Genomic DNA, 23,274 nt, shown 5'->3' on the forward strand with positions numbered 1-23,274 from the left:
GCAAGATTCTGAAAATAAAAAAGAAAAACAAAAAACGGAACAACATCAACCGCAACGAGATGACAAGCAAGTGAATGATCAAGGTGAACCAATACAGGCTAAAGCGCATCCCGAAAAAATGCATCAGGATGATCCTGAGTTCCGTCGACTAGAAGCAGTAGAAAGTGCTCGCGACCCAAGCTTTTTGATCCGTGCGCAAATGCAACTTCAAGCGCAACAAAAACAACCTCCACAACAATCTCAAAAGGAGTGGTAAGCCTGTGATGAACAAAGGCGTAAAACTGGTCTTTATTTTTGTGGCCAGCCTAATATCCAGTTTCTCGGTGATGGCACAGACACTTCAAGCTAGTGTGAATAAAACACAAATAGCCAAGAATGAAGTGATTAACCTCAGAATCATTTCAGATACTGAGCTCAGCTCAGACTCAATCGACTTCAACGTTCTAGAGAAAGACTTCTTCTTGGGTCAACCTCGTTATGGCCGCTCTAGCAATAACATTAACGGAAGAAAATCGGTGCGTACCGAGTGGAGTATCTCAATTGCACCAATGAAAGAAGGTGTTCTGACTATTCCAAGTTTTTCCGCTGATGGCATGAAAACGGAGCCGATCAAACTACGTGTCAACGCGAGCCAAACAGACCCCAATCTTGATGATCTATTTAGCTTCAATATTACGGTCGACAACAGTACGCTCTACCCTCAGCAATCTGCAACATTACGTATACAACTTCTAATTAAAGCGGACACTCGACGCCTAGATAACCCGCAAATAGTACCTCCGCAGATTGAAGGCATGAAGCTTGAGGCACTGGGTGGCTTACAACAAAGACAGAAGATCTTAAATGGGTTAGAAGTAGCGGTCATAGAGCAGTCGTTTCGCTTAACGGCAAATCAACCAGGCACTTATACCTTGATAGGTCCTAAACTGACCGGTTCTTATATTTATGGCGACAGCTTGACGGGCTCAACCAAAATAATGCCTATCAACACCAAAGCGGAACGCATGCCAATCACGGTCAAACCGATTCCGAGCGAATTTAAAGGTGAATGGCTTCCTGCTTCAGCGTTAGAAATGACACAGAGCTGGCAAGACGATCAAGGTAATCTATTGTCGACTAACGCAATCAACACAGTAAAACAAGGCTCTTCACTCACTCGAACCATTCAAGTTAAGGCTCGCGGTACACAAGCCGAATATCTGCCACGAGTCAATATTAGTTACCCGAGTTCACTGCGCGTGTATCCCGAACAACCTAAGTTCGATAGCGCGAGAGATGGCACCGTTACCATGACGGTGAAGCAAGTCATTATTCCTACAGAGGCCGGGAAATATACCTTACCAGGATACGACTTGAACTGGTGGGACAGTCAAAATGATGAAGCGAAGAAAACAACGTTACCAGAGCTAACATTAGACGTAGAGAAAAATGACACTGGGCTAATCACGTTGCCGGAATCGCCTCTTTCAGCGCCTTTAGTGTCAGCCCCTAGTCCTGAATCAAGCGGCGATGTAAACAGTCTCTGGCGAACATTAACCTTTGTTTTCTTAGGGCTTTGGATAATGACATTGGGAATCGCTATTTGGGCATGGAAAAAGCGGTCAATAACAGCGAGTGGAACGGTTTCAAATACTGAACAACCACTTTGCATCGACGCGCTAAAAAAAGTCATCGAAGAGGGCGATGCTGCGAAAATTGAACGCTCTGTAAATGAGTATTTAACCACTCATCAAGACAGGTTAAACCCTGGTGACGTACAAGCAATTAAGCAAGAGCTTAATGCCATGAATCAAGCGTATTTTAGTGCCAACCAACAACCTTGGAGCCCTGATTCGCTGCTAGCGAAAATTCAAAACCTTGGCAAAGCAAACGTAACGAAAACCGACCACCAACTCGAAAAGCTATAAATAACTAGATAACAATGGCAGCTCTCATGAGCTGCCCATTCTCTTATCCGGCCAAATTTGCTTTAGCGGTTTTATCTAGAGCACCAACCGCCGCCCCTTCCCTATCAAGTTGCTCTTATGAACATAACTCACTCAACAAACACTTGGGGCTCGTATTCGTATCGCCTTACACAATTTCGCCCATGATTCTTCGCTTGATAGAGTGCCTTATCCGACAACTGATATAAATGGTCGAAATTAAAGTCTTTGCCTTTCGCTTTATAACAGGAGTAACCGACTGAAACGGTAAGTAACTCCCCTTCTGGGTTATGTCGATGCTTTATCCCCTCGCCCTCGATGCACTGACGAATGCACTCTGCTCTCAGTCGAACCTCCTCTTGCTCAGAACCAATCATGAGCAATGCAAACTCCTCACCTCCGATACGGCAAAAAACTTCATCTTCACCTTTGGTATGATGATCCAAGATATAGCCAATTCGCATCAATGCGATATCGCCTTCGAGATGACCATAGTGATTATTGAATAAGCCAAAATGGTCAATATCAATCAGGATCAGGCCAAACGACATGTCGTCTTCACACTCTAGGGCACAATATTTTTGCATCACATGTTCTAACATGCGGCGATTACCAAGACGCGTCAAAGGATCGAGCTTAGAAAGTACCTCAAGCTGTCGATTGGCCTCCTCCAACTCTTTTGTTCGGTTCTGAACCTCCAGCTCTAAGTTTTCGTTTAATTCGCGAATCGCCTCTTGAGCTTGAGTACGTTGCAATACTTCAGCTAAGCTGGACGCGAACATACGAATCACTTCACGTAACTGAGAAGTTAAGGGCGCACGTGTCAGCAAATTATCAACAGCGATAAAGGCGATAGGACCACTGCTATTTGAAGTCAATACCGTCATCGCAGCCCAACCAAAGCCAACAATATTACAGTCATGATAAATAGGCACTGATTCTTCAAATGCGACTTCGTTTGGCATTGAGCGAGCCAGATTTATAAGAGAGAAATCTTGGGTTTCGCCAAAGAAGTAAGATTCATCCACCACATTACCTTGAATATCGGTACCCCACGTTCCTTGCATGTAAGAGCAATTTTCATCAGTTAAAAACACCGCCATTCGATCAATACCAAGATTTTTAATGGCGAAAGTGACGGCCGATTTGCATACTCCACTGACAGTAGTGCAACGTGATAACTCAACCATGCTTGAATGCAGCATGCGTACGTTTTGTTCTTGGCGCTTACGAATGTAAATTTGAGAGAAGAGTGAACCAAACGAGTCCAACATCTGTTTTTGATATGCCGTTATCGGCTTACGATGAATAAAGTTATCTAGCGCGAACCACCCAAACGGTTCATTGCCATCGCGTAAAATCAACATCGCATTCCAGCCCTGCCCGATGACCTTGCCTGCTGTGTATATTGGCGCGTCTTCTACAATCACTAAGTTGCTCTCGAGGCTAGATAACGCGGTGATATACTCCTCGCTAAGTTGGTGTAAATCGTATTGTGTGTGAAATTCATCAATCGTAATTCCTGACTCATCCGTACCGTATGTACCACTGAAGCTGCGCTTTTTCATATCGAGAAGCATCAGTGTAGAGCGATCAAACCCAAGTCGTTCACGTAACGCTTCGACGGCTTTGTAGTACAAGTCCTTTAAAGAATCAGGGTTAGAGATTTCGAGTGCAACTTGCTGAACTAACTTCATATTTTCGATAAAGCGCTCGCGTTGGCTAATCTCATCAACATATTGCGCTTCACGAATATCTCTGTGCCTGATCTCTTTCGAGGCATTTTTTTCAGCACGAATACATTGCCAACGCGCCGCTGCGAGCTGCATTGCGTCGTAACTTTCTTCATAGATATTATGTGCTGTGCGAGCATGTACAGATTGAATCAGTAGGTAGGTACGTTTGATAGGCGTGTTGTCGAGCATCATGATGTAACTATCACCGCCTAAATCTCGGGTGTGATTCCAGTTACAAGTGTTGATCGCCAGAGGTATGATGCTTTCAGAGGTGTCAAACTGACTTGCCCACTCCCAGAATGTCTCAGGATAGTTTTGGGTTGGGTAAAGCTCTCCGCGAGAGAAGCTCATCGAATGACGAGGGTTAATTGAAGGATCTTCAAAAATAGCGAGGGCTTGAGGGGAGAACAGACTCTCTAAATGATCAAAGATTGCCTCCGCTAGCAACCGATGGTCCCTCGTTGAAGACACTTTTCTTGTAAAACTTCTTAAACTCACCCTACCAACCTAATCTACTTTTTTATCCTCGATAAAAAACTACTTAGGCCATGATATGCAATCAATACGTTCAAATTTGAGCTGTTAAGTCATTCGCAAAATTATCAGACTTAGTGTTACATTCGAGAGCTCTTCAGCACTTTTAAAGCCATGTTTCACATAAGTTACATGCTTTATAAACTGGGGAGGAAAGTTGTACTTATTTACAAGATTTTTGTGTTGGTAGATGTTTTAAGCCTACGACTTAAAAAGAAAAAGGCCCCTCATCAAGAGGGGCAAAGTTACCATCGCTTATAGTTATTTAGTTATGCTTGTAAATACGGTGGATTAACCGAAATCACCATTTACGTAGCCTTGAGTACGGTCGTCTTGAGGGTTGCTAAAGATCACTTGCGTATCGTTGTGCTCAACCAGTTCACCCATTAGGAAAAACGCAGTGCGGTCAGAGATACGACGCGCCTGTTGCATTGAGTGAGTCACGATAACGATGGTGTAGTTCTTCTTTAGCTCTTCCATCAGTTCTTCGATTTTGTGTGTCGCAATTGGGTCAAGTGCCGACGTTGGCTCATCCATCAGAATCACATCCGGCTCCATCGCGATTGTACGTGCAATACATAAACGTTGCTGCTGACCACCAGAAAGACCGAATGCGTGTGATTTAAGGCGATCTTTCACCTCATCCCAAAGTGCAGCACCGCGCAGCGAACGCTCTACCACTTCATCAATTGTCTTTTTGTCTTTGATACCTTGAGCACGTAAGCCGTAAGCCACGTTCTCGTAAATGCTCATCGGGAATGGGTTTGGCTTTTGGAATACCATGCCGACTTTGATGCGAAGGTCAGCAACATCAATGTTGCCGTAAATATCTTCGCCGTCCATCGCCAATTTACCTGTAATTTTCACGCCTTCGATTAGATCATTCATTCGGTTCAAACAGCGTAGAAGCGTTGATTTTCCGCAACCTGACGGGCCGATAAGTGCAGTTACTTGGCGAACTGGAATTGGTAAGTTGATCGATTTCAGTGCTTGGTTGTCACCGTAGAATAGGTCTAGGTTTTCAATATCAAATTTGTTCATTGTCTTAATCTCTTAATTCTTGAATTCGTGTCTTTTAACGTGCGTTCTTAATTAGTGTTGTTAGTAAGTTGCGGTGTTAAAACGTCTAGCAATCAGTTTCGTTACCATGTTGATCAAGAGAACAACTACGATAAGCACTGTTGCCGTACCGTAAGCCTGATTCCATTCTTCAACGGTAAACAGTTCGGTAGTCAGTTTGTATAGGTGAACGGTTAGCGTACGACCTGAATCCAATAAAGAGTCCGGAATACGTGCAACCATACCTGCTGTCAGGAATACTGGAGCAGACTCACCAATGACACGACCAATACTTAGAATGACCGAGGTTAAGATACCTGGCATTGCACTCGGAAGAATCAAACGCCAGATAGTGTAAATCTTAGAAGCACCGAGGCCATAAGAGCCTTCACGGTAAGTTTGTGGCACTGCCATCAGCGCTTCTTCCGTTGTACGGATGATCACTGGCAGGATTAGGATACTTAGCGTCAATGCACCCGACAGAATCGAGAAGCCAAGGCCAAGAATCGCCACGAAGAAAGTCATACCAAACAGGCCGAAAATGATCGACGGGATACCCGCCAATGACTCGGTACAGAATCGGATGATTTTCACCAAACGACTGCCCACTTTCGCGTATTCGGTCAAGTAGATTGCCGTCATGATACCGAGTGGCGCTGCCACTGCGATAGAAGCGATAACCATGTAAATGGTCGCCACAATCATTGGGAAGATACCATGCTCTTCACCTGTACGCGTATAGTTATCAGTAATGAAGTTCCAATCTACGTGTTGTAGACCGTTTGATAGGATGTACCAGATAATCCAGAACAAAAAACCTACCGTTAGTGCTGCCGAGATCCAGACAAATGCGTTAAAGACATTATCTTTGAACTGGCGTGCTTTTTTCAGTTTTGCGCGATCCATAATAGTCACCTTTAACGAGCGATTACTTCGCTTTTTCTCGGTTTAGGTACAGTAGTACAGCGTTCAACGACATGATGAAGACCAGAAGTACTACACCTGTAGCGTAAAGTGCGTTCGCGTGAACACCACTTGCGTAAGACATTTCAATAGCGATGTTTGCAGTTAGTGTACGAGCCGAATCCAAGATGCCTTCTGGCATTGCCGGCGCGTTACCCATAACCATGATAATCGCCATGGTCTCACCCAACGCACGACCGATACCCAGTATCACACCTGTCATGATGCCTGAGCGAGCCGCTGGAACGAGCAACTTAAAGATGGTGTAGATTTTCGATGCGCCCAGTGCCAAAGAACCTTCTTTATAAGTACGAGGGACAGCGCGAATAGACGTTTCAGAAACCGTAATTACTGTTGGTAGAATCATCACACCAAGAACAATAATACCGGCCAAGATAGTGTTACCTGCAGGTACATCAAATACTTTCTGAATCAATGGAACGATAATAACCAGACCGAAGAAACCGTAGACCACTGAAGGAATACCGGCTAGCAGCTCAACCGCTGGACGGATGATGTCTGCTAATCGCTTTGGTGCGATTTCAGCGATAAAAATGGCGGTCAGAACACCAATTGGAACCCCAACAATGACAGCACCAGCCGTCGATACGATAGATGCCACAATCATGGTGGCGACACCGTAAAGCGCAGGTGGTAACCAGTTTTGTCCTAAGACAATGCCCGATACGCCTGCTTCTTGGAATGCCGGAATACTCTCTCGAACGATGAAGTATGCAATAACGGCCAATGAAACAATGCCGATTACGGCACTCGTTAGGAACAAGCCGTGGAAGATGCGCTCTTTCCAGTCTACACGACGCTTCTCGCGTAGGCCTGACTTGCTGATAGCTCTAGCGTCAGTATTCATAAGCTTTTCACTATTTGTTGCGATGGTCATTTAAAAATCTCACGGTTCTGGGCAATGCCGTTGAACACAATGGATAGAAAAGGCTCAGCCCGAAACGTTGGGCTGAGCAAACTTTAGAGTCCCGATGGGATTAGTTAACTGAGATGTAACCTTTTTGGTCAACTAGCGCTTGCGCTTCATCAGTTAGCATCCAGTCTAGGAATTTTTGCGTTTCTGTTGATGGCTTGCCTTCTTTGTAAAGAACAAGGAATGGACGCGCTACTTTGTAAGAACCGTTTTTAACGTTAGCTACCGTTGCATCAACGCCGTCGATTGCTAGCGCATTAACAGTGTTGTCTACAGTACCAAGAGAAATGTAGCCGATTGCGTATGGGTTAGATGCAACCATTGTTTTCAGTGCGCCGTTACCGTTTGCAACTTGAGCACGTTGAGAGATAGCTGATACCTTCTTACCAGAAATCTTCATTTTTAGAGACATGATGTCTTCAAATGCGCCACGAGTACCAGAAGCTGTGTCACGAGTAATGGCTACGATTGGCTTGTCTGCACCACCGACTTCTTTCCAGTTTGATACTTCGCCTTTGTAGATTGCAGTCACTTGCTCGGCTGTTAGACCTGGCAGTTTGTTTTGTGGGTTGACAACCACTGCGATACCATCACGAGCAACCACTTCTTCGATTAGTGTTGATTCTTTTTCAGAGTCTTTTAGATTACGAGAAGACATACCAAGGTCTGCTGAACCATTTTTCGCTGCTTTTACACCAGCTGAAGAACCAGGACCTTGAACTTCGATAAATACGTTAGGGTTCTTCTTCATGTACGTTTCAGAGAAAACTTCCATCAGTGGAGTTACGCTGCTAGAACCCACTGCAGAGATAGTTTCTTTAGCAGAAACAGGAGTCACTGCCATTGCGCCTAGAAGTGCGATTGCACCGATTACTGTCTTTTTCATCACAATTTCCTTAAGTGGCTTTATTGCCGTTGTGTTTCACTTGAACGGTGCTCACTTTAGAATTTGAATATGACAGTTGTGTTTCACTTAGTTGAACCCTCTATGACACGTTGTCATTTCTAACTATTAATTCCGCGACTTATCCCTCTCTCAATTTGAACGTAACGTTTTTATAAGTTGCCTCATGTTCAAGATGATAACCCCATCGATTTTGGTACATTTCATAACAATTAGATATGAGTAACTCATTGATTTGGCAAATATAACAATTAAAATCGAAATGCTTATTTATAAAAAAGATAATAATTAAACCGATAGAGGGTCAATCTCATGCGTCAATTTCTTAGTACGCTTTCTATTAAACTTCAGGTTTTTCTGCCTGTTCTATTCACAGTTATATTACTCATCATTGGACTGAGTGTCGGAATCGGTAAACTCGATCAAGCATTCAATAAGGTTTCGGCTTCCACCCATAAGCTAATCATTCACAAAGAGGAACTTAGCGGCATCGTAGACAACACTTACGCCATGCGCATCAAAGCCATTTATAGTCTATTTAGAGCCGAAGATGTTCAGTCTCTCAACCAAGAGCTTTCTGAGCGACAAAACAAAAACCGCGATTTTCTTAACTCCATCGACAATCTCCCTGGCGTTCAAAATGAAGTCAATGCTATGCGTAAGGCCATGAATCACTATGTTGATTTCACTCGCGTTACCATGACACCTCTGCTCACCACTAAACACTCTTCTGATTACACCACCTCTGATTTCAATCAAAAGTACGAATCTACAATGGCTGAGTATCGATTAGCTGGCGAAGCGATGATCAACGCCATCGACAAACTATCTAAACAATTGAATCAAATCGTCACCGATGAAGTCGAAACGAATGGCGAACAACATTCAACCACGCTAACTTACAGCGCCGTCTCGCTTGCGGTGATCTTGAGTGCCGCTTCACTTATTAGTTGGGTACTCGCCAGCTACATCGTTGCGCCGATTCGTAACCTTCAAGTAACGATGCAGGAAGTCGCGAAGGGAAACCTACTAGTTAAGGCCGAAGCCATCGGGAAAAACGAAGTGTCTCAGCTGGCTCGAGATGTAAACCAGACCATAGAAAAACTGCGTGAAACTGTAAGCGCATTGGTTCGCATTAGTGAAGATGTGGCATCAGCATCAACCGAGTTAGCAACTGTTATGACTCAAAGCAGCGTCAACTCGGATCAAGAAAAGCAAGAAGTTGAGCAAGTAGCCTCGGCGATCAATCAGCTAGAGTCGACCGCAGCTGAAGTATCGACCAATGCACAAGAAGCCGATAGTGCATCAAATCAAGCACGTACGTTAACCTCACAAAGTATAAGCATGTTTGGGGAAAGTACTCGCGCAAGTGAAAAGATGGCGGAACAACTTAACGAAGCCGCTGCCGTCGTGACTTCGCTAAAAGATCAATCAGAACACATTGGTCGCGTGATCGAAGTGATTGAAGGTATTTCTGAGCAAACGAATCTACTTGCACTGAATGCAGCGATTGAAGCTGCACGAGCGGGCGAAAGTGGCCGAGGCTTTGCGGTAGTGGCCGATGAAGTACGTATGCTGGCAGCGCGAACTCAGGAGTCCACCAAAGAGATCCAAACCATTATAGAAGAGCTACAGCAACAATCTGGTCACGCAAATGAAAGTATGCATTCCAGCTTAGCCATGTTGTCAGACAACCAAGCTCTGACACAAGAAGTTAGCCAATCACTTGCTAATATCAGTAATGCTATCGCCGATCTGAACTCAATCAACACTCAAGTTGCAACCGCATCAGAAGAGCAGAAACAGGTCACGGCTGATATCAACAACAACTTAACGAACATCTATGAACTAGTGAGCCAGAACGTCACTGGCATTACGCAATCCGCTGCTGCCGCTCAAGAGTTGTCTGGTTTAGCAGAAAATCAAAAACATCAACTTAAGCAGTTCCAAGTTTAAATACTCTGCTCAACACGATAAGTTCCAAAGGTTAGAAAAGAAAAAGCTCCGCACTGGCGGAGCCTATCATAAAGGCAAAGCTATCAACCCTTATTAACGTAATAATTATTATTCATCTGTCACTAACAAGAGAGAGCTTTTGAAACTTGAGTTTAACGGATCTCTATTGAAAACCTCACCATTAGTCGTATCAAAAGTTGCAACATGCTTACCGTCGCCATTAGGTGTGTTGCTCCAGACATAACGCCCTAGAACATCATCTCCATCTTTCAGACTATAGCCGCTAGCAAACCCTGTACTATTTATGGCTGGGCTGTGGCAAGCTCGCTCAGTTAGAGATACTAGCTCTTTGATATTTGCTAGTCGCCAATTTTTTTTGTCAGCAAAATTGTGAAGAGGATGGTTGCCGTCCTTATTACGAATTTGTTTGGCTGTGGAGAGAGCGAGTTGCCATGACATTGTAGATCGCGTCCCCTGGCATTCTTGGTTTCCTACATTCCATGTCATACCAACTGGACAGCGCATCCATGTTAGACCTGTTTTCAGGTCAGTTACGGTACCGCTCTCAGAATATGTATAACGCGTGTTAGGTGCCGTTTTAGCAAAGTCAGTAGAACACTCTTGTGCAGCTATTGCAGTTTGAGAAGCCAAAGTAAGAGATAGTACAGTTATTAATTTCTTCATCTTATTGCCCCTTAACTGCGACTAGACGGATTGGGAATTGGTAAGAATCATCGGCACCCGCACTTGTGTTGCTTGATCGAATCTCGACGTATGAAATAGTGCCTCTATCTTTGCCCCGGGAGACAATCGCAGGGAAATAAATCTCGCCATCAATAAGTTGTGATGATGCATTCGTAAACTTAAAGTCGCTATGCCAAAACGCACCATATCCTAAATAAGGGCTACCTATGGTTTGCTGTGGAAAGTATTTAACATTAAAACCATAGACGTTGTATTTTGCATATTCATCGTTCGGAGCAAACAGTGTTTGTTCACCAAAGTCTAGTAAGTCATAAGTCTCACGGTAAGTAGGCAAGCGCCAACCAGTGATTCCACATAACGATTGTTTGTTTATGTACTGAACATATTGGCTAGTGGTACAAACTTCATCACCAGCGTCTTTACAACCTGCAAGCTCTACATCTTTGCTAAATGGCTTAAATGTTTCAGACTCAAACGCAAATAGGCGATCTTTAAATTGAACTGAGCTCGCATCCGCACTTTTGTTTTCCCAAACAAGACCAGTACGCTCGTCCATAGTACAAGCCCACTCAGTCGCATCTGCAGCTAAAGCTGCACCTTGTGAATCTAGCTTAACGAACTTAAAGCCAGCGCCTGTCGACGTTTGCTTGTCCTCTTTGTCGAAGCCGTATTCTGCATCTTGACCAGGGTAAGACGCTTGAACCTCAGCAACGTCTGCTGCTCCTTCAGCAAAATAAAGAACGGCGCCCGTATCGTTACTACCAACCGTTTGTTCAGCAACCGCTACAATTTCTTCAGCAAATGCACTTACTTCCGCTTCAGACAGAAGATCAGAGGCCAACGATTTACCTTGAAAGCTAAGATTTTGAGCAAGCAGCGCTACGCCTTGGGTCATTTGCTTTGGTTGCATCGCAGCTAATAGCACAACCGTGTTTTGCTCTAGCTTGTCTAGCTCGCTAGCTTCTGCGTTAGACATCACCGTACCAGAAAGAGAAACGCCGGCATCGGCGAGTTGCGCTTTCACAATCTCTTCAGCTTGAGCAACGGTTTTACCGTCAATTACAAGACCCGCGAGCAACGTTGTTACACCATTGACCGTGTTACCCGTTGCTAAATTTTGACCCGGAGCCGCAAGACGCAACGTTTGGTTTGAACCTTGATCAACTTGAGCAAGAATGGTGCTGGTTAGTACGTTTTTGTCGCTTGAAGTCAGGCTAAATTTACCGGCATTATCCGTTTTAGCACTCGGTTCAGTGGAATCACAAACGTAGTTTTGGTTTAAATCGATACATACTGGCGTATCAAGAAGTGTACCTGCAGAAACGATGGTGCCAGCTACATCATAGGTCGGTGCCGACGTGTCACCACCAGAACCTCCGCCACAGCCAGCAAGGGCTAGTGACATAGCAACGAAAGAATATTGAAACTTCATAGATTTTATCTTCTTTTGATTTTAATTAACGAGAGCGAATCACTCTCACCATTGAAAGCAGGAAAAGTCCTAACAAGGGCCAAGGCGAACCACTGCCACCTGAACCACCGCCACTGCTTTCTTTAGTGGTATCAGCACTACACTGATACTGAGCAAAGTGACTCACACCCCACTCTTTCAACACCCCAGAGTTTCCTGACACACGGTCAGACACTTCGAGACGCCAAGTACCCCAACTCGGTTGACCAACAAGTGCTTGTAACTCCTCGTCGTACTGAGCTGTGAAGTAACCTTTAAATCCATTGGTATTGCTTGATTGATGGCTAAGTAGCACGACCGATTTGCCTTGTGGAGACACTAGTGTCACTTGCAGATCTTGCAGTGAGTCATGTTCGATGTTCAGGTAAACCGCAAACGAATCATCAATCGTGCGTGACTTGTCCGATAGCGTCTGAGAGAACAGTCTGTCGCCCTGTTCCGGCAAAGCGGAGTTCACTGGTTGAGGCTGGATATCGAGCTCTGGCGTACCATTAACCAGCATCACCTGTTCACTCCACTGGTGAGTCTTTAGGCCTTCAGAAAATTGATAATCCAATGAAATAGAGGAATCGAATTGCGTGCCACATGTTAGACCGCTTGGTAACGCCACCTTCATTGAGGTCGAGTCAGAAAGCGTTTCATCAAAGTCGAAAACAGATGCGTTGTTTAGCTGCCATTGCCCTTTGATGCTCGCTTCGCGACCAGTTTGGCTCAGGCTCACACCAACGTCTTGACCTTGTGCGATGTATCGAGCGTTATAGCGAACGCGAAGAGGCGCTTTGAGTAAGTTGTGTTTGTTGAAGCTGTCCGTCAGGAATTGGGCGTAATCTTTATTTGGGAACAAGGTGTTTGCGGCAAACACGGTCGATTCCGCCAGATCATGCATTTTCACGCCACGACCAATGCCGTACATGCCTTCAAGTACAATGGCGTCAAACTCACGGAACACGTTATCGGTATCATCACCGTATCGTTCAACCGATGCTTTAAGTGCTTGGAACAGTGGCGTTGACCATAGCTCGTCGCCTAGTTCACCGCCCACACTAACGTGCGCTGGATACTCTGAGCCCTCGAAGTAACGCGCTCTTTGGTTCCATAAGCTACGAGTTGTTTTGCGTGTTCCGAACACACCGTCCCAGTTGAACACCGTATCTAACTCGAATTCTTGACCACGACGCGAAGCATCCAAATATTGAGTGCGGTAGCTCGCGCTGCCCGCCCAGTAATCAGCAAAACCTTCTGCGATAGCCCCAGTGTGACCGTACGCCCAATCCGGTACTATTTGGTAATGAATGCCATGCCCAAGCTCGTGTATCACCACATCAGCATCAACTGCATCTGGAGAAACACCACCGACACCTAACATGAGTGCTTTCGGACCGTAATAGTAAGTAGAGTTATCTTTTGATAAACCGCGAGCATCAAAACGAAGCGGTTCATCAAACAAGTCGTAAGTCAGGCTTGTCAGATATTGGATCGAGCTATCAAGATGATAAAAAGCCATCAACTGTGGGAACGCATTGTCACCAAACTCGGTGCTTTGCATCTCATCAACACTGTCAAATGCTTGAACCCCTTCTGCGCTGAGAAAGTCCAACGTATCGAGTACAGGCGCTTCACCAGGTGCTGGGGCTGCAAATAAACCCGTCGCATCCACTTGCTTTAATCTTGGGTTAGAGAGATAGAACTTACCTCCCGACTTTAAAACCTCAATCGACTTGGTGACGTACTCGATCGGCTGAGGGTAATCAGACAGTGCTGACCACGTCGATTCTGGTGCCGCTTGCTGTTGCATGGTGCGAAGATCTGGGTTGAATAAAGAAACCTCAACATTAACCAGACTTCCAGAGCTCAAAGCAGGTGGCTCTTGTGCTTGCAGTTGGCGAGGCGATTCCAATTCCATTGCAACCGTTGGTTTACCGTTGCGAATGATCGTATCTTCAAGGCTCTTAAACGCTCGCACAACGTGATGATTTTTATCGGTTGTTACTACTAGGGTGCGCTGTGCTTGATATTCACCGTTTACCCAAACATCAAAATTGTAATGCTCACCAAGCTGAGATTGGGTTTTGTAACGGAACTTAAACTCGCCCGCTTCTGAGTAGTGGCTGTCTAGATAAGTTTTCGCTTGCGCTTCATTCGTTACCACAGAGTCCGTTACGGGATAATCCCACTCTGCAGCCTGTGCCGCAGGGGTACAAGCAATAAGCAGCGAAAACGCCAATGGTTTTAGCTTCATGATTTCGTCCTAGAATTCGTATTTTGCAGTCAGCGTGAAGTAGCGCCCTGGCTCAGTTGAGTAACGCTTACTTTCCTCAGCGATACCCGCTACGTCTTGGTATCGGATGTATTCTTTGTCGAACAGGTTGATGATGTTTGCGCTAACACGAAGGTCTTTGGAAACGTGGTAAGTTGCGCCAATATCAAACGTATTCCACGCACTTGTCTGCGCGCAATCTGTCGCTAGACCAAGCGTGGTCTGGCATTTAGGAACGCGATCCATTGCCGCGGCCCAGTTCCAAGCCACGTAAGCATTGAAGTCTTGGTTGGCGTATTTCAGTTGAGCGTTACCTTCGAATGGCGTAATGCTTCGAACGTATTCACCTTCCGCGTCTTTGCCATCTACGTAGCCAAACTTAGTGCTGATGTCCCATTGTTTGGTGATCGCGTAACCCGCAGAAAGCTCTGCACCATACGTCTCGACACCATCGAGGTTTTGGTATTGTTTAATGTAATTACCATTGCTTGAGTCAAAGCCCGTGGTCACAACGTCGATGAAGTTTTCAAACTTGTTGTAGAACAAAGACGCATAGACATACGCACGACCGTTATCGAACTTGTTACCGATTTCAAATGAGTCGGAAGTTTCAGCTTCTAGATCCATGTTTGGTGCAATGACAAACGGCGTGAGCGGCACAAAGTCGTGGCTTACGAAGCCATACGCTTTATCGTATTCCGGAGCACGGTAACCATGGTTATAAGATACATAAGCAATGTTGTTGGCAAATACTTCACGAGAAACCGAAAGACTTGGAGATACCTCTGAGCTATCCATGTCTTTTAATGGGAAGCCGCCCACTTCACCCGCACCGTCTGGCGTGAGACGGTGCGCATCAAAGCGTAGGCCACCTGTGATGGTCCATTTATCCAGTTCCACCATGTCTCGAACGTACAAACCAATGTTATAAGCACGAGCAGGAGCGAAAGGTTGTTTGGTCGAAGGTGTTACTCCGTTCCAATCAATCTTGGAGTCGCTATCTGTGCGTTCGTAATAGTCAGTAGAAAGCTCGACACCGTAAGCCAATTGGTGCTCAGCATTTGCTGCATAAATCGTATTAGTGAAATCGCCACGGAAGCCAATTGTTTCGTCAATGAAGGTTTTGTGTTCCAGCTCGCGACGCTTGGTGATCAAACCATTGTGATCCACTTGGCGCATTAAACGGTTGGTGTCTTCCACCACTTCGGTGTGACGCCAGTAAACTTTGGTATCCAACTCTTCGAACCAAGTTGGATTAATCGGAGTCACCTCTGCACCAATATAAGCGCTGTACTCTTCTGTGGTTTCATCCTCAGCAAAGTCTTCAATATGCCAAATTCCATCAGGTTGAATGGACGGTGAACCCTCCAAACGCTCTTGGTTCTGGGTGTAGAGTTCCGCTTTGGCTTTCAACATCACCTCTTCATTGAAAAAGTGGTTGATCGTATAAGCACCGCTGTAACCATCGAGGTCGCGGTTATACAAATCTTCATCAAAGTTACGTGTCTCTTGTCCTTGCCAGTATGAAACGTTAAACAAACTCTCTGTATCACCGGAACGGAAAGCTAGATTACTCGTGCCTTTGTACTTGTTGCTGATATCGGTGTAAGTACCGGAAACATCGGTGTAGAAGTCTTTGTCTTTTAAGAAATCACCCGGCTGGCTGGATTCTAAAATCACCACACCGCCGATCGCGCCAGAGCCATGCACCGAAGAACTTGCCCCTTTAATGATTTGCAGCGATTCAAAATTGGATAAATCAAAAGTATCTCGCCCAACGGCATCATTAATGTCATTCGCACCGAAGCCATCCGCAGAACGAATGCCATCACGAACGATCATAATGCGGTTACCCGTCATACCACGGATGGTAATGTTTTGCGGACGTCCTGCACCGCCCGTCACGCTTACACCAGGTTCGTTACGCAGCACGTCATATAGCTCGGTCTCGCCTCTTTCTTCGATTTGCTCGTTTGTGATAACCGCGACACTACCTGCCACTTTTGACAATGGCTGATCGATTTTATTGGCGGTTACCACCACCTCTTCCATTGAGAAAACCTTAGATTCGGCGTGCACTTGACTGGCAGCAAGTACCGAAAGTACTGCCGCTGACACTGGGGTAAGCTTCATTTACTGCTCCGCTTTAGATGTTTTAATGAGTGATAGTAGAAATGCGTATTCTTTTGCTTGTTGTTCTTGCGCTTGTCGTGGGTCCATTTGGTGGCCCGAATTAAAATCAGTTTGCAACAAGTACGGCCCGTTGCGCTCACTTAACGCTGAAACTTTAGCCAGATACTTTGCGCCTTCCCAATATGGCACGCGCTGATCAATTAAACCGACTTGAACCAACATGGGTGGGTAAGCGTTTTTATGGATATTGAGAATCGGATCGTACGCCTTCATTAACGCCAATTGTTCAGGTTTGGTTGGGTTACCCCATTCGCCATACTGCTGTGTGGTAAGCGGAAGTGAGGTATCCGACATACTTGCAACCACATCAACAAAAGGCACTTTAAGTACGACACCTGAAAACAATTTAGGATCTTGATTAACCGCTCCGGCCACCAACGTACCACCAGCACTAGAACCGATGGCGAAAACCTCTCTATTGCCACGTTCGAATGTTTGCAGCGCCTTCGCGGCCGCGACAAAATCACCAATAGAATTGGCTTTTCGCACACCACGGCCTTGCTCGTGCCATTCATCGCCAAAGTACCCACCGCCACGGACATGGGCGATAGCGTAAATCACACCTTGGTCGAGTAAACTGATAACCTGAGGTATAAAGTACGGTTTCATCGTAAAACCATACGCGCCGTAACCGTAAATCATCACAGGAGATTGTGGGTGCAATTTGTCTTTGCGATACGCCAAAGAGACCGGGACAGAAACGCCGTCGTGCTTAATAAAAATACGTTGGGATACATAACGCTGACTATCAAAGTCTTGGTAAGCATCTTGAGAGTACAAGGATTTATTCAGCGTTTTTACATCGAACTCTTCCCACTGAGGAGGCGTAGTCATCGACATGCTTCGGATACGAATTTTGTTTGATTCAAAATCGCCCAATGTGCTTAGCCAAGCGACATTACCATCGTGTTCCAATGGCAGTATCACTTTTTCCTGCCCTTGGTAAGAATACACCGTCAATGTCGACAAGTTGTTTGGCTTACTAAGTGCCACAACTCCTGCATCATAAAGGTAGAACTGTTCAAGCGGCTCACGAGGATTGGTAAAGCGTTGCCATGTTGCGCCAAGCGGTGCGAGTTCGGCTTGGTAAAGGGCGAACTTTCCTTCCAGGTTGCTTTTAAGATAAATGTAACCTTTCGCCACATCCGCGTAATATTCCACACCCACTTCAGGCTTTCGCAATGAATCTGAGACAGTGCCCGTTTCTAGGTCGACAAGCTTCTGCTCTGTTGTTGACTCGTTGTTGCTTTGCAGCACAGCATAACGGCTATCTGCCGCACGATAGAAAGAAAGTAACCAATCTGACTTGGGTTCATTCCATAGGACTGTTTTTGCTAAAGATTCAGTGGAGATACGTAAGATCTGATGAGGTCGCTGGGTGCGCTTTTCTTTTGCAACGAGGAATGCCACTTTCCCGTTAGGTGACAACAATACGCCACTATCGACGTGCGTCGCCAGTTCCGTAGATTGACCGGAGAGTAAATCAACAACCACAGCACGATATTGTTCGCTGCCGTCGATATCTTCCGTGAAAAGTAGCGTGTCACCATTCACTTGCCATTGACCAAGTTGGTAGTACTGATGCGCAGATTGTCGTTCATCGAAATCGAACACCACGTTTTCTGGTGCATGTTGACTCGCACGGGATAATAGTAAGTAACGACCATCGCGACGCATTAGCGTCCACTCTCTTCCACTCACGATCGACCATGGCTTATCACCTTTGTCTGCCACAATGGTATCCCACTGCGTTAGTAGGTTTTTTGTCAACGTCTGATAACTTTTTTGGTGCTGTTCAGTTTTGTGGTTTTGTTCTGTTAGGTAGGTAAGAACTCGCTCATCTTTACGAGCATCATCTCGAAGCCAGTTGAAATCATCAGCAGCAAAGCCAGAACTAGAGGTAATTATGAGCCCTAAAAAAACATGAGTAAATTTCATATAGAGAGCGAATTCATTTATAGGATTAATACAATGGCGCGTATTCTGCCCTTAAATAAAAATGAGATCAATTATCATTTTCATAATCATGTTAGATTTTTATCTAGTGTGTGAGGAAAAACGTTTGCTTTGACCGAGGTTATAAAACTTAATAACTTCCTAAATTAGCGTTCTATGCTGTTTATATACAACCAGACAGATATAAAAGCTGACTAACGAGTGAGTATGGAAAGACGCTATTTCACCTAGCGACAGACATAAAAAATCCGAGTGCGAACACTCGGATTTTTAAGAACTAAAATCAATGGGAAACTACAGCAGCTTTTACTCTTCAGAGCTCGGTGCCGCTGGTTTTTTCTTAGGGATGAAGACATCATCACCCACAGATACGTTTTTGTAGAAGCTCTTGTCACGCTTAGCTGGTTTTTTCGCCGATTTTTTCGCTTGAGGGCGAGCTTTCTTTGCGGTCGCTTTCTTATTGCGGAAATCTGGTTTAGGTGGCTTAAGGCCTTTAAACTTACCTTTCAAATCTTCGAACAATGAAAACTCAAGATCTTGTTGTAGGTATGCTTCTACACGTTTAAAGCTATCCCAGTCTTTTGGACCAACAAGAGAGATTGCATCCCCTTTATTTCCAGCACGACCAGTACGACCAACTCGGTGTACGTATTCTTCGGTATGCTTTGGCATATCGAAGTTGATGACGTGTGTCACAGTTGCAATATCCAAACCGCGGGAAGCAACATCAGTCGTTACAAGGATCTTAAATACTGCGCGCTCAAACTGACTCATAATGGTGTTACGTTGAGTCTGGTTCAAGTTACCACTTAGTGCTACAGCCTTCAGTTTCTTTTCGTTCAGCTTTTCTGTTAGTCGCTCAGTATCATCACGCGTTGCCGTAAAGATAATAACTTGACGGTATTCAGCCTCAGAAAGAACACGATCTAAAATTGCCTCTTTATGATCTAGGTGATCACACAAGTAAAATTTTTGCGTGATATCTTTATGTTCTTCGTTAGAAACGCCGATAGCAATTCGCTTTGGCGCATTGAGCATTTCAGCCGCGATTTCATTGACGTCTGCATGATCTAATGTCGCAGAGAACATCAACGTTTGACGACGACGATGCTTGGCTGCTTTATGAATGCGACGAAGCTCTGGTGCAAAGCCCAAATCCAACATACGGTCTGCTTCGTCCAGAATTAGCGTTTCCAAACCATCCAGATAAAGCGAACGGTGCTCTAAGTGATCAGCCAAACGTCCTGGTGTCGCCACGATAAATTTCGGGTAACGACGCAGAGCTTTTACCTGATCGTTAAAGTTCTCACCACCCAAAATCAGTGCTGCTTCATAAGATAGGCCAGCTAGCATAGAACGAAGCTCACCATATACTTGTTTCGCTAGCTCACGAGTAGGAGCAAGGATTACCGCGCGAGGGTCTTTCGCAGAAAACGATTTTGTCTTTAAAGACTTATGAAGCATTGGCAATACAAACGCCAAAGTCTTGCCCGAACCTGTTTTCGAAGATGCCAATAGATCCTTGCCTGCAATCGCAACAGGAATCGCCTGCTGCTGAATGTCAGTCGCTTTTTTAAAATCGTAGTGTTTTAGGTTCTTCAACAATCGGTTGTCTAGGCCTAGATCTTTAAATTGCAAAGTATTCTCCAATAAATCAGTCAGCGTCTGAGCGCTCTGTAGTGTCGTTTCCGCTCTAACGCAGCAAAAAAATAAAGCTCGGTATAATACCGCAAATCATAGGAGTATAGATAGAGATCACACAAACTAATTCCCTGTGGTAACGGTAAAACATCATTTGTGGCTCAGTTCAGAGTAAAGACTAGCCTTTTTGATGAGCAGCTGGACAGGAAGTTTAGAGAAAAGCCGTTCAAATATGCCTTCTATCCATCAACAAAACGACTTAAATAGCAGTTATTTGGGCCAATAAACTTTCATTTGTGTCAATATCGTCTAAATTATTGATATCAGGAACGTGGCAAATACACCTGCTATGAAAACTGTTGTGAGAACGAAATAAAGGATAGGTAGTTAAACTTTGTTAAGTTCAGGTAAAAGTTGACGTCAGGTACTCCATGAAATTCTTGGGTTTTTTTGACTTTTGCTACATCATGTACTGATAAAATGTAACCACATTTAACCTCGCTACTGTATAAAATAATAGTTAGTGGCGAGACTTTCACTATAAGCAAGGAGTTCTTATATGAACAAAACGTTGATCGCAGCTGCAGCAACTTCAGTACTTCTACTAGCCGGTTGTGCTTCTTCTGATGACGCAGCTACAGCAAATGCAGCAAAATTAGACGAACTAAGCAACCAAGTTAGCCAACTAAGCCAAGACGTACAAGCTCTTCAATCTGACGTTCAAAAATCAGGCGCAGCAGCAATGGCTGCTCAAGAAGAAGCTGAGCGTGCTAACGAGCGTATCGATAACATCGCTCAGTCTTACACTAAGTAAGATTTGATACCGCGTCTTAACGCCCGTTAAGGCGCGGTTATTTCGACAGGAACCCCATTCTGTGCAGCGATTGCTGCTTTAGCCTTCACGTTTTTCATACCGAATTCATCCAGCCACCACTTTAACTCTTTCGGCACTTTGAGTTCATCTTTCTCGCCATTACTACGAGTCAAAGGCTCATGTGCTTCTAAGAACACACTTCTGTCAGGCTCAAGTGTCATTTTGATAGGCTGGTTAATGATGTTAACGTCTTCACCGTTACGAACCTTGTCAAATAACCACTCAATGTCACTTGGGTCCATACGAATACAACCCGCGCTGACCCGCATACCAATCCCAAAGTCCTTGTTGGTACCATGAATTAGGTATTCGCCATTCCCGTAAGCTAAACGCAATGCAAACATACCAAGTGGATTATCAGGCCCCGCAGGAACAACGGCTGGTAGGTCAATGCCCTTTGCTTTGTACTCGGCACGAATAGAGGCTGGAGGAGTCCATGTAGGGTTCGGTCGTTTTTGGCTGATACGCGTTGTCATTACTGGGGTATCGCGCCCTATTCGGCCAATTCCGACAGGAAATACATGGACAATATCCTCTCCTTTCGGAAAGTAATATAAGCGCAGCTCGGCTAGATTAATAACGATACCTTTATAAGGTACGTCTGGGAGGATTAGCTGTGTCGGAATAGTAAGAACATGCCCCTCTTCTGGTAAGAAGGGATCCACGCCTTTGTTTGCGGCCATTAAACCTAGCATACCCACATCGTAGAGCTTAGCGATATTTGCCATGGTTTCGCCTTCTTGCACGACGTGGTTTTCAAGGCGACCAATTAAACGGCTTCCATCCTCTGGTAATTCGTACATCTTAGCGAATGATAGACCACTCACTAAAGATAACGACACAGATAGCAGGGTACGTTTTGCGAAACTCATTGATCGCTTTTTGCTAAGCATTTCACTCTATTCCTTGGCACTTTTAAAGAGCTGTAAGGTTATCTCTCTTTCTGTCTTGTGATCAACCATCGGCTTGTGATATTCCAGTAAAGAAAAGCCCTCCCAAGTCCAAGGTTTATGGATGTATTTGTTCGGTACACTTTTGATTTCTGGTACCCAGTGGCGCACAAATTCACCATTAGCATCGAACTTTTCGCCTTGGCTTATCGGGTTGAAAATACGAAAGTATGGCTGCCCGTCACAGCCCGTAGAAGCAGACCATTGCCAGCCACCATTGTTCGCTGCAAAATCGCCGTCCACCAGCTTACTCATGAAGTACGCTTCTCCCCATCGCCAATCAATATGTAAGTCCTTGGTAAGAAAGCTCGCGACAATCATACGTAATCGATTGTGCATCCAACCTGTTTGATTGAGCTGACGCATTGCTGCATCAACGACTGGGTATCCTGTTGTTCCTGTCTTCCATCGCTCAAAGGCCTTCTCATCATAGGACCACTGGATTTTATCCTCCCAATCGATAAATCCTTTGCCTTTGACGAGTTTTGGTTCGAAAACCAATAGGTGCTGATAAAACTCACGCCAAATGATCTCACTTAGCCAAGTTGCTTTCCCTTCTGTAAGGTCATTTTGTTGATTTTCAGCATACAAACGAGCAATACACTGCCTTGGTGATAGCGCGCCAATCGCAAGGTATGGAGACAGTTGGCTAGTGCCATCAATAGCTGGAAAGTCTCGCTCGCTTTGATACGCGTCACTGCGCTCCCGTGCAAATTCCCTAAGCTGCTTCAAAATATCATTAGTCGAAGCCAGCCAGTCTTCACTGGATTCTCGAGGATAGCTAAATGTGAAGCTTGAATTAAATCGAGCCGACTCTAATTGTTCGAGTACCTTTTTATTGAGTGGCGCTTGCTCGTGAGGTTTTACTACCGTCGGCATATGGAACTGCGTTAACCAAGCACGCTTGAATGGCGTAAATACCTTAAAATATTCGCCTTGCTTATTAAGAACCGTCGTTGGCGCGTGCACACATTTGTCATGAAACAGTTCAAATTCGATATCGTGAGAAGCTAACGCTTCACTTACTTGTGTATCCAGCTCTCGTTCGTTCACCTCATAATGAATGTTTGCCATAACAGACGTGGCTTCAAGTGTTTCCGCCCACCCACTAATCACATCTGTACAATCGGAAAACGACGGCACCTCTTTGTACAAAAAAGGAATATTAAGGCTTTCAAGCTCCTCGTTAAGACAAGCTAAGCGACGAGCAATGAGA

At 45.0% G+C, this 23,274-nt stretch carries 16 protein-coding genes and 1 pseudogene; 4 read left to right on the forward strand and 13 right to left on the reverse strand.

Annotated features, from left to right (window positions below):
- Positions 1 to 256 (forward strand): annotated as a pseudogene (locus tag IQP38_RS16280) (hypothetical protein); the annotation flags it as partial.
- 4 nt (positions 257 to 260) lie between these two features.
- Positions 261 to 1,907 carry a BatD family protein gene (locus IQP38_RS16285; RefSeq protein ID WP_053303852.1) on the forward strand — a complete coding sequence of 549 codons (1,647 nt, stop codon included), beginning with the start codon at positions 261 to 263 and terminating at the stop codon, positions 1,905 to 1,907.
- A 128-nt stretch (positions 1,908 to 2,035) separates the two neighbouring features.
- Here the strand turns inward: IQP38_RS16285 and IQP38_RS16290 are convergent, their stop codons facing one another.
- The 5 genes from IQP38_RS16290 to IQP38_RS16310 form a co-directional block, all read right to left on the reverse strand.
- Positions 2,036 to 4,159, reverse strand: coding sequence for a GGDEF domain-containing protein (locus IQP38_RS16290; protein ID WP_025768552.1), 2,124 nt, complete (start codon positions 4,157 to 4,159; stop codon positions 2,036 to 2,038).
- Positions 4,160 to 4,486: 327 nt separating this feature from the next.
- Positions 4,487 to 5,236, reverse strand: a complete 750-nt coding sequence (gene pstB, locus IQP38_RS16295) for a phosphate ABC transporter ATP-binding protein PstB (protein ID WP_005375156.1) — start codon at positions 5,234 to 5,236, stop codon at positions 4,487 to 4,489.
- A 60-nt stretch (positions 5,237 to 5,296) separates the two neighbouring features.
- Positions 5,297 to 6,160 (reverse strand): phosphate ABC transporter permease PstA, encoded by an 864-nt coding sequence (gene pstA / locus IQP38_RS16300; protein WP_005383923.1) that lies wholly within the window; start codon positions 6,158 to 6,160, stop codon positions 5,297 to 5,299.
- A gap of 22 nt (positions 6,161 to 6,182) precedes the next feature.
- Positions 6,183 to 7,115: a phosphate ABC transporter permease subunit PstC gene (pstC, locus tag IQP38_RS16305; RefSeq protein WP_005375154.1), complete on the reverse strand. Its 933-nt coding sequence runs from the start codon at positions 7,113 to 7,115 to the stop codon at positions 6,183 to 6,185.
- A gap of 100 nt (positions 7,116 to 7,215) precedes the next feature.
- Positions 7,216 to 8,037: a phosphate ABC transporter substrate-binding protein gene (locus tag IQP38_RS16310; RefSeq protein WP_005375153.1), complete on the reverse strand. Its 822-nt coding sequence runs from the start codon at positions 8,035 to 8,037 to the stop codon at positions 7,216 to 7,218.
- Positions 8,038 to 8,367: 330 nt separating this feature from the next.
- On the opposite strand from IQP38_RS16310, the gene IQP38_RS16315 reads away from it, so the two are divergent.
- Complete coding sequence (locus IQP38_RS16315; protein WP_132936296.1) at positions 8,368 to 10,011, forward strand: methyl-accepting chemotaxis protein; 1,644 nt, start codon at positions 8,368 to 8,370, stop codon at positions 10,009 to 10,011.
- 108 nt (positions 10,012 to 10,119) lie between these two features.
- Here the strand turns inward: IQP38_RS16315 and IQP38_RS16320 are convergent, their stop codons facing one another.
- The 6 genes from IQP38_RS16320 to IQP38_RS16345 form a co-directional block, all read right to left on the reverse strand.
- Positions 10,120 to 10,695, reverse strand: a complete 576-nt coding sequence (locus IQP38_RS16320; protein WP_005375151.1) for a DUF1566 domain-containing protein — start codon at positions 10,693 to 10,695, stop codon at positions 10,120 to 10,122.
- Between the two features lies 1 nt (position 10,696).
- Positions 10,697 to 12,148 carry a DUF1566 domain-containing protein gene (locus tag IQP38_RS16325; protein ID WP_005375150.1) on the reverse strand — a complete coding sequence of 484 codons (1,452 nt, stop codon included), beginning with the start codon at positions 12,146 to 12,148 and terminating at the stop codon, positions 10,697 to 10,699.
- A gap of 25 nt (positions 12,149 to 12,173) precedes the next feature.
- The gene (locus IQP38_RS16330) at positions 12,174 to 14,426 is read right to left on the reverse strand and encodes a proprotein convertase P-domain-containing protein (protein WP_193837764.1); all 2,253 of its coding nucleotides are present in this window, start codon (positions 14,424 to 14,426) and stop codon (positions 12,174 to 12,176) included.
- Positions 14,427 to 14,435: 9 nt separating this feature from the next.
- Complete coding sequence (locus IQP38_RS16335; protein WP_064376394.1) at positions 14,436 to 16,577, reverse strand: TonB-dependent hemoglobin/transferrin/lactoferrin family receptor; 2,142 nt, start codon at positions 16,575 to 16,577, stop codon at positions 14,436 to 14,438.
- Positions 16,578 to 18,575, reverse strand: a complete 1,998-nt coding sequence (locus IQP38_RS16340) for a prolyl oligopeptidase family serine peptidase (protein ID WP_172563920.1) — start codon at positions 18,573 to 18,575, stop codon at positions 16,578 to 16,580.
- A 324-nt stretch (positions 18,576 to 18,899) separates the two neighbouring features.
- A complete protein-coding gene (locus IQP38_RS16345; RefSeq protein WP_017820508.1) occupies positions 18,900 to 20,243 on the reverse strand; it encodes a DEAD/DEAH box helicase in 1,344 nt (447 codons plus the stop codon).
- 550 nt (positions 20,244 to 20,793) lie between these two features.
- Between IQP38_RS16345 and IQP38_RS16350 the strand changes: the two genes are divergently transcribed.
- The gene (locus IQP38_RS16350) at positions 20,794 to 21,048 is read left to right on the forward strand and encodes an Lpp/OprI family alanine-zipper lipoprotein (RefSeq protein ID WP_005375145.1); all 255 of its coding nucleotides are present in this window, start codon (positions 20,794 to 20,796) and stop codon (positions 21,046 to 21,048) included.
- 26 nt (positions 21,049 to 21,074) lie between these two features.
- On the opposite strand, the gene IQP38_RS16355 is transcribed toward IQP38_RS16350, so the two are convergent.
- Positions 21,075 to 22,001, reverse strand: a complete 927-nt coding sequence (locus IQP38_RS16355; RefSeq protein ID WP_005383933.1) for a L,D-transpeptidase family protein — start codon at positions 21,999 to 22,001, stop codon at positions 21,075 to 21,077.
- 6 nt (positions 22,002 to 22,007) lie between these two features.
- Positions 22,008 to 23,274: deoxyribodipyrimidine photo-lyase (phrB, locus tag IQP38_RS16360; protein ID WP_228010094.1), on the reverse strand; the 1,267-nt coding region annotated here is incomplete at its 5' end.

This window comes from Vibrio sp. OPT41, from assembly GCF_015163595.1.
Classification (GTDB): Bacteria; Pseudomonadota; Gammaproteobacteria; order Enterobacterales; family Vibrionaceae; genus Vibrio; species Vibrio alginolyticus.

What these genes read in the sequence shown, in the direction of transcription:
- IQP38_RS16310 (WP_005375153.1), bottom strand. Translation starts at nt 8,037, where the DNA reads ATGAAAAAGACAGTAATCGGTGCAATCGCACTTCTAGGCGCAATGGCA.
- IQP38_RS16335 (WP_064376394.1), bottom strand. Translation starts at nt 16,577, where the DNA reads ATGAAGCTTACCCCAGTGTCAGCGGCAGTACTTTCGGTACTTGCTGCC.
- IQP38_RS16350 (WP_005375145.1), top strand. Translation starts at nt 20,794, where the DNA reads ATGAACAAAACGTTGATCGCAGCTGCAGCAACTTCAGTACTTCTACTA.
- pstA (WP_005383923.1), bottom strand. Translation starts at nt 6,160, where the DNA reads ATGGATCGCGCAAAACTGAAAAAAGCACGCCAGTTCAAAGATAATGTC.
- IQP38_RS16355 (WP_005383933.1), bottom strand. Translation starts at nt 22,001, where the DNA reads ATGCTTAGCAAAAAGCGATCAATGAGTTTCGCAAAACGTACCCTGCTA.
- IQP38_RS16315 (WP_132936296.1), top strand. Translation starts at nt 8,368, where the DNA reads ATGCGTCAATTTCTTAGTACGCTTTCTATTAAACTTCAGGTTTTTCTG.
- IQP38_RS16340 (WP_172563920.1), bottom strand. Translation starts at nt 18,575, where the DNA reads ATGAAATTTACTCATGTTTTTTTAGGGCTCATAATTACCTCTAGTTCT.
- pstC (WP_005375154.1), bottom strand. Translation starts at nt 7,115, where the DNA reads ATGACCATCGCAACAAATAGTGAAAAGCTTATGAATACTGACGCTAGA.
- IQP38_RS16325 (WP_005375150.1), bottom strand. Translation starts at nt 12,148, where the DNA reads ATGAAGTTTCAATATTCTTTCGTTGCTATGTCACTAGCCCTTGCTGGC.
- pstB (WP_005375156.1), bottom strand. Translation starts at nt 5,236, where the DNA reads ATGAACAAATTTGATATTGAAAACCTAGACCTATTCTACGGTGACAAC.
- IQP38_RS16330 (WP_193837764.1), bottom strand. Translation starts at nt 14,426, where the DNA reads ATGAAGCTAAAACCATTGGCGTTTTCGCTGCTTATTGCTTGTACCCCT.
- IQP38_RS16320 (WP_005375151.1), bottom strand. Translation starts at nt 10,695, where the DNA reads ATGAAGAAATTAATAACTGTACTATCTCTTACTTTGGCTTCTCAAACT.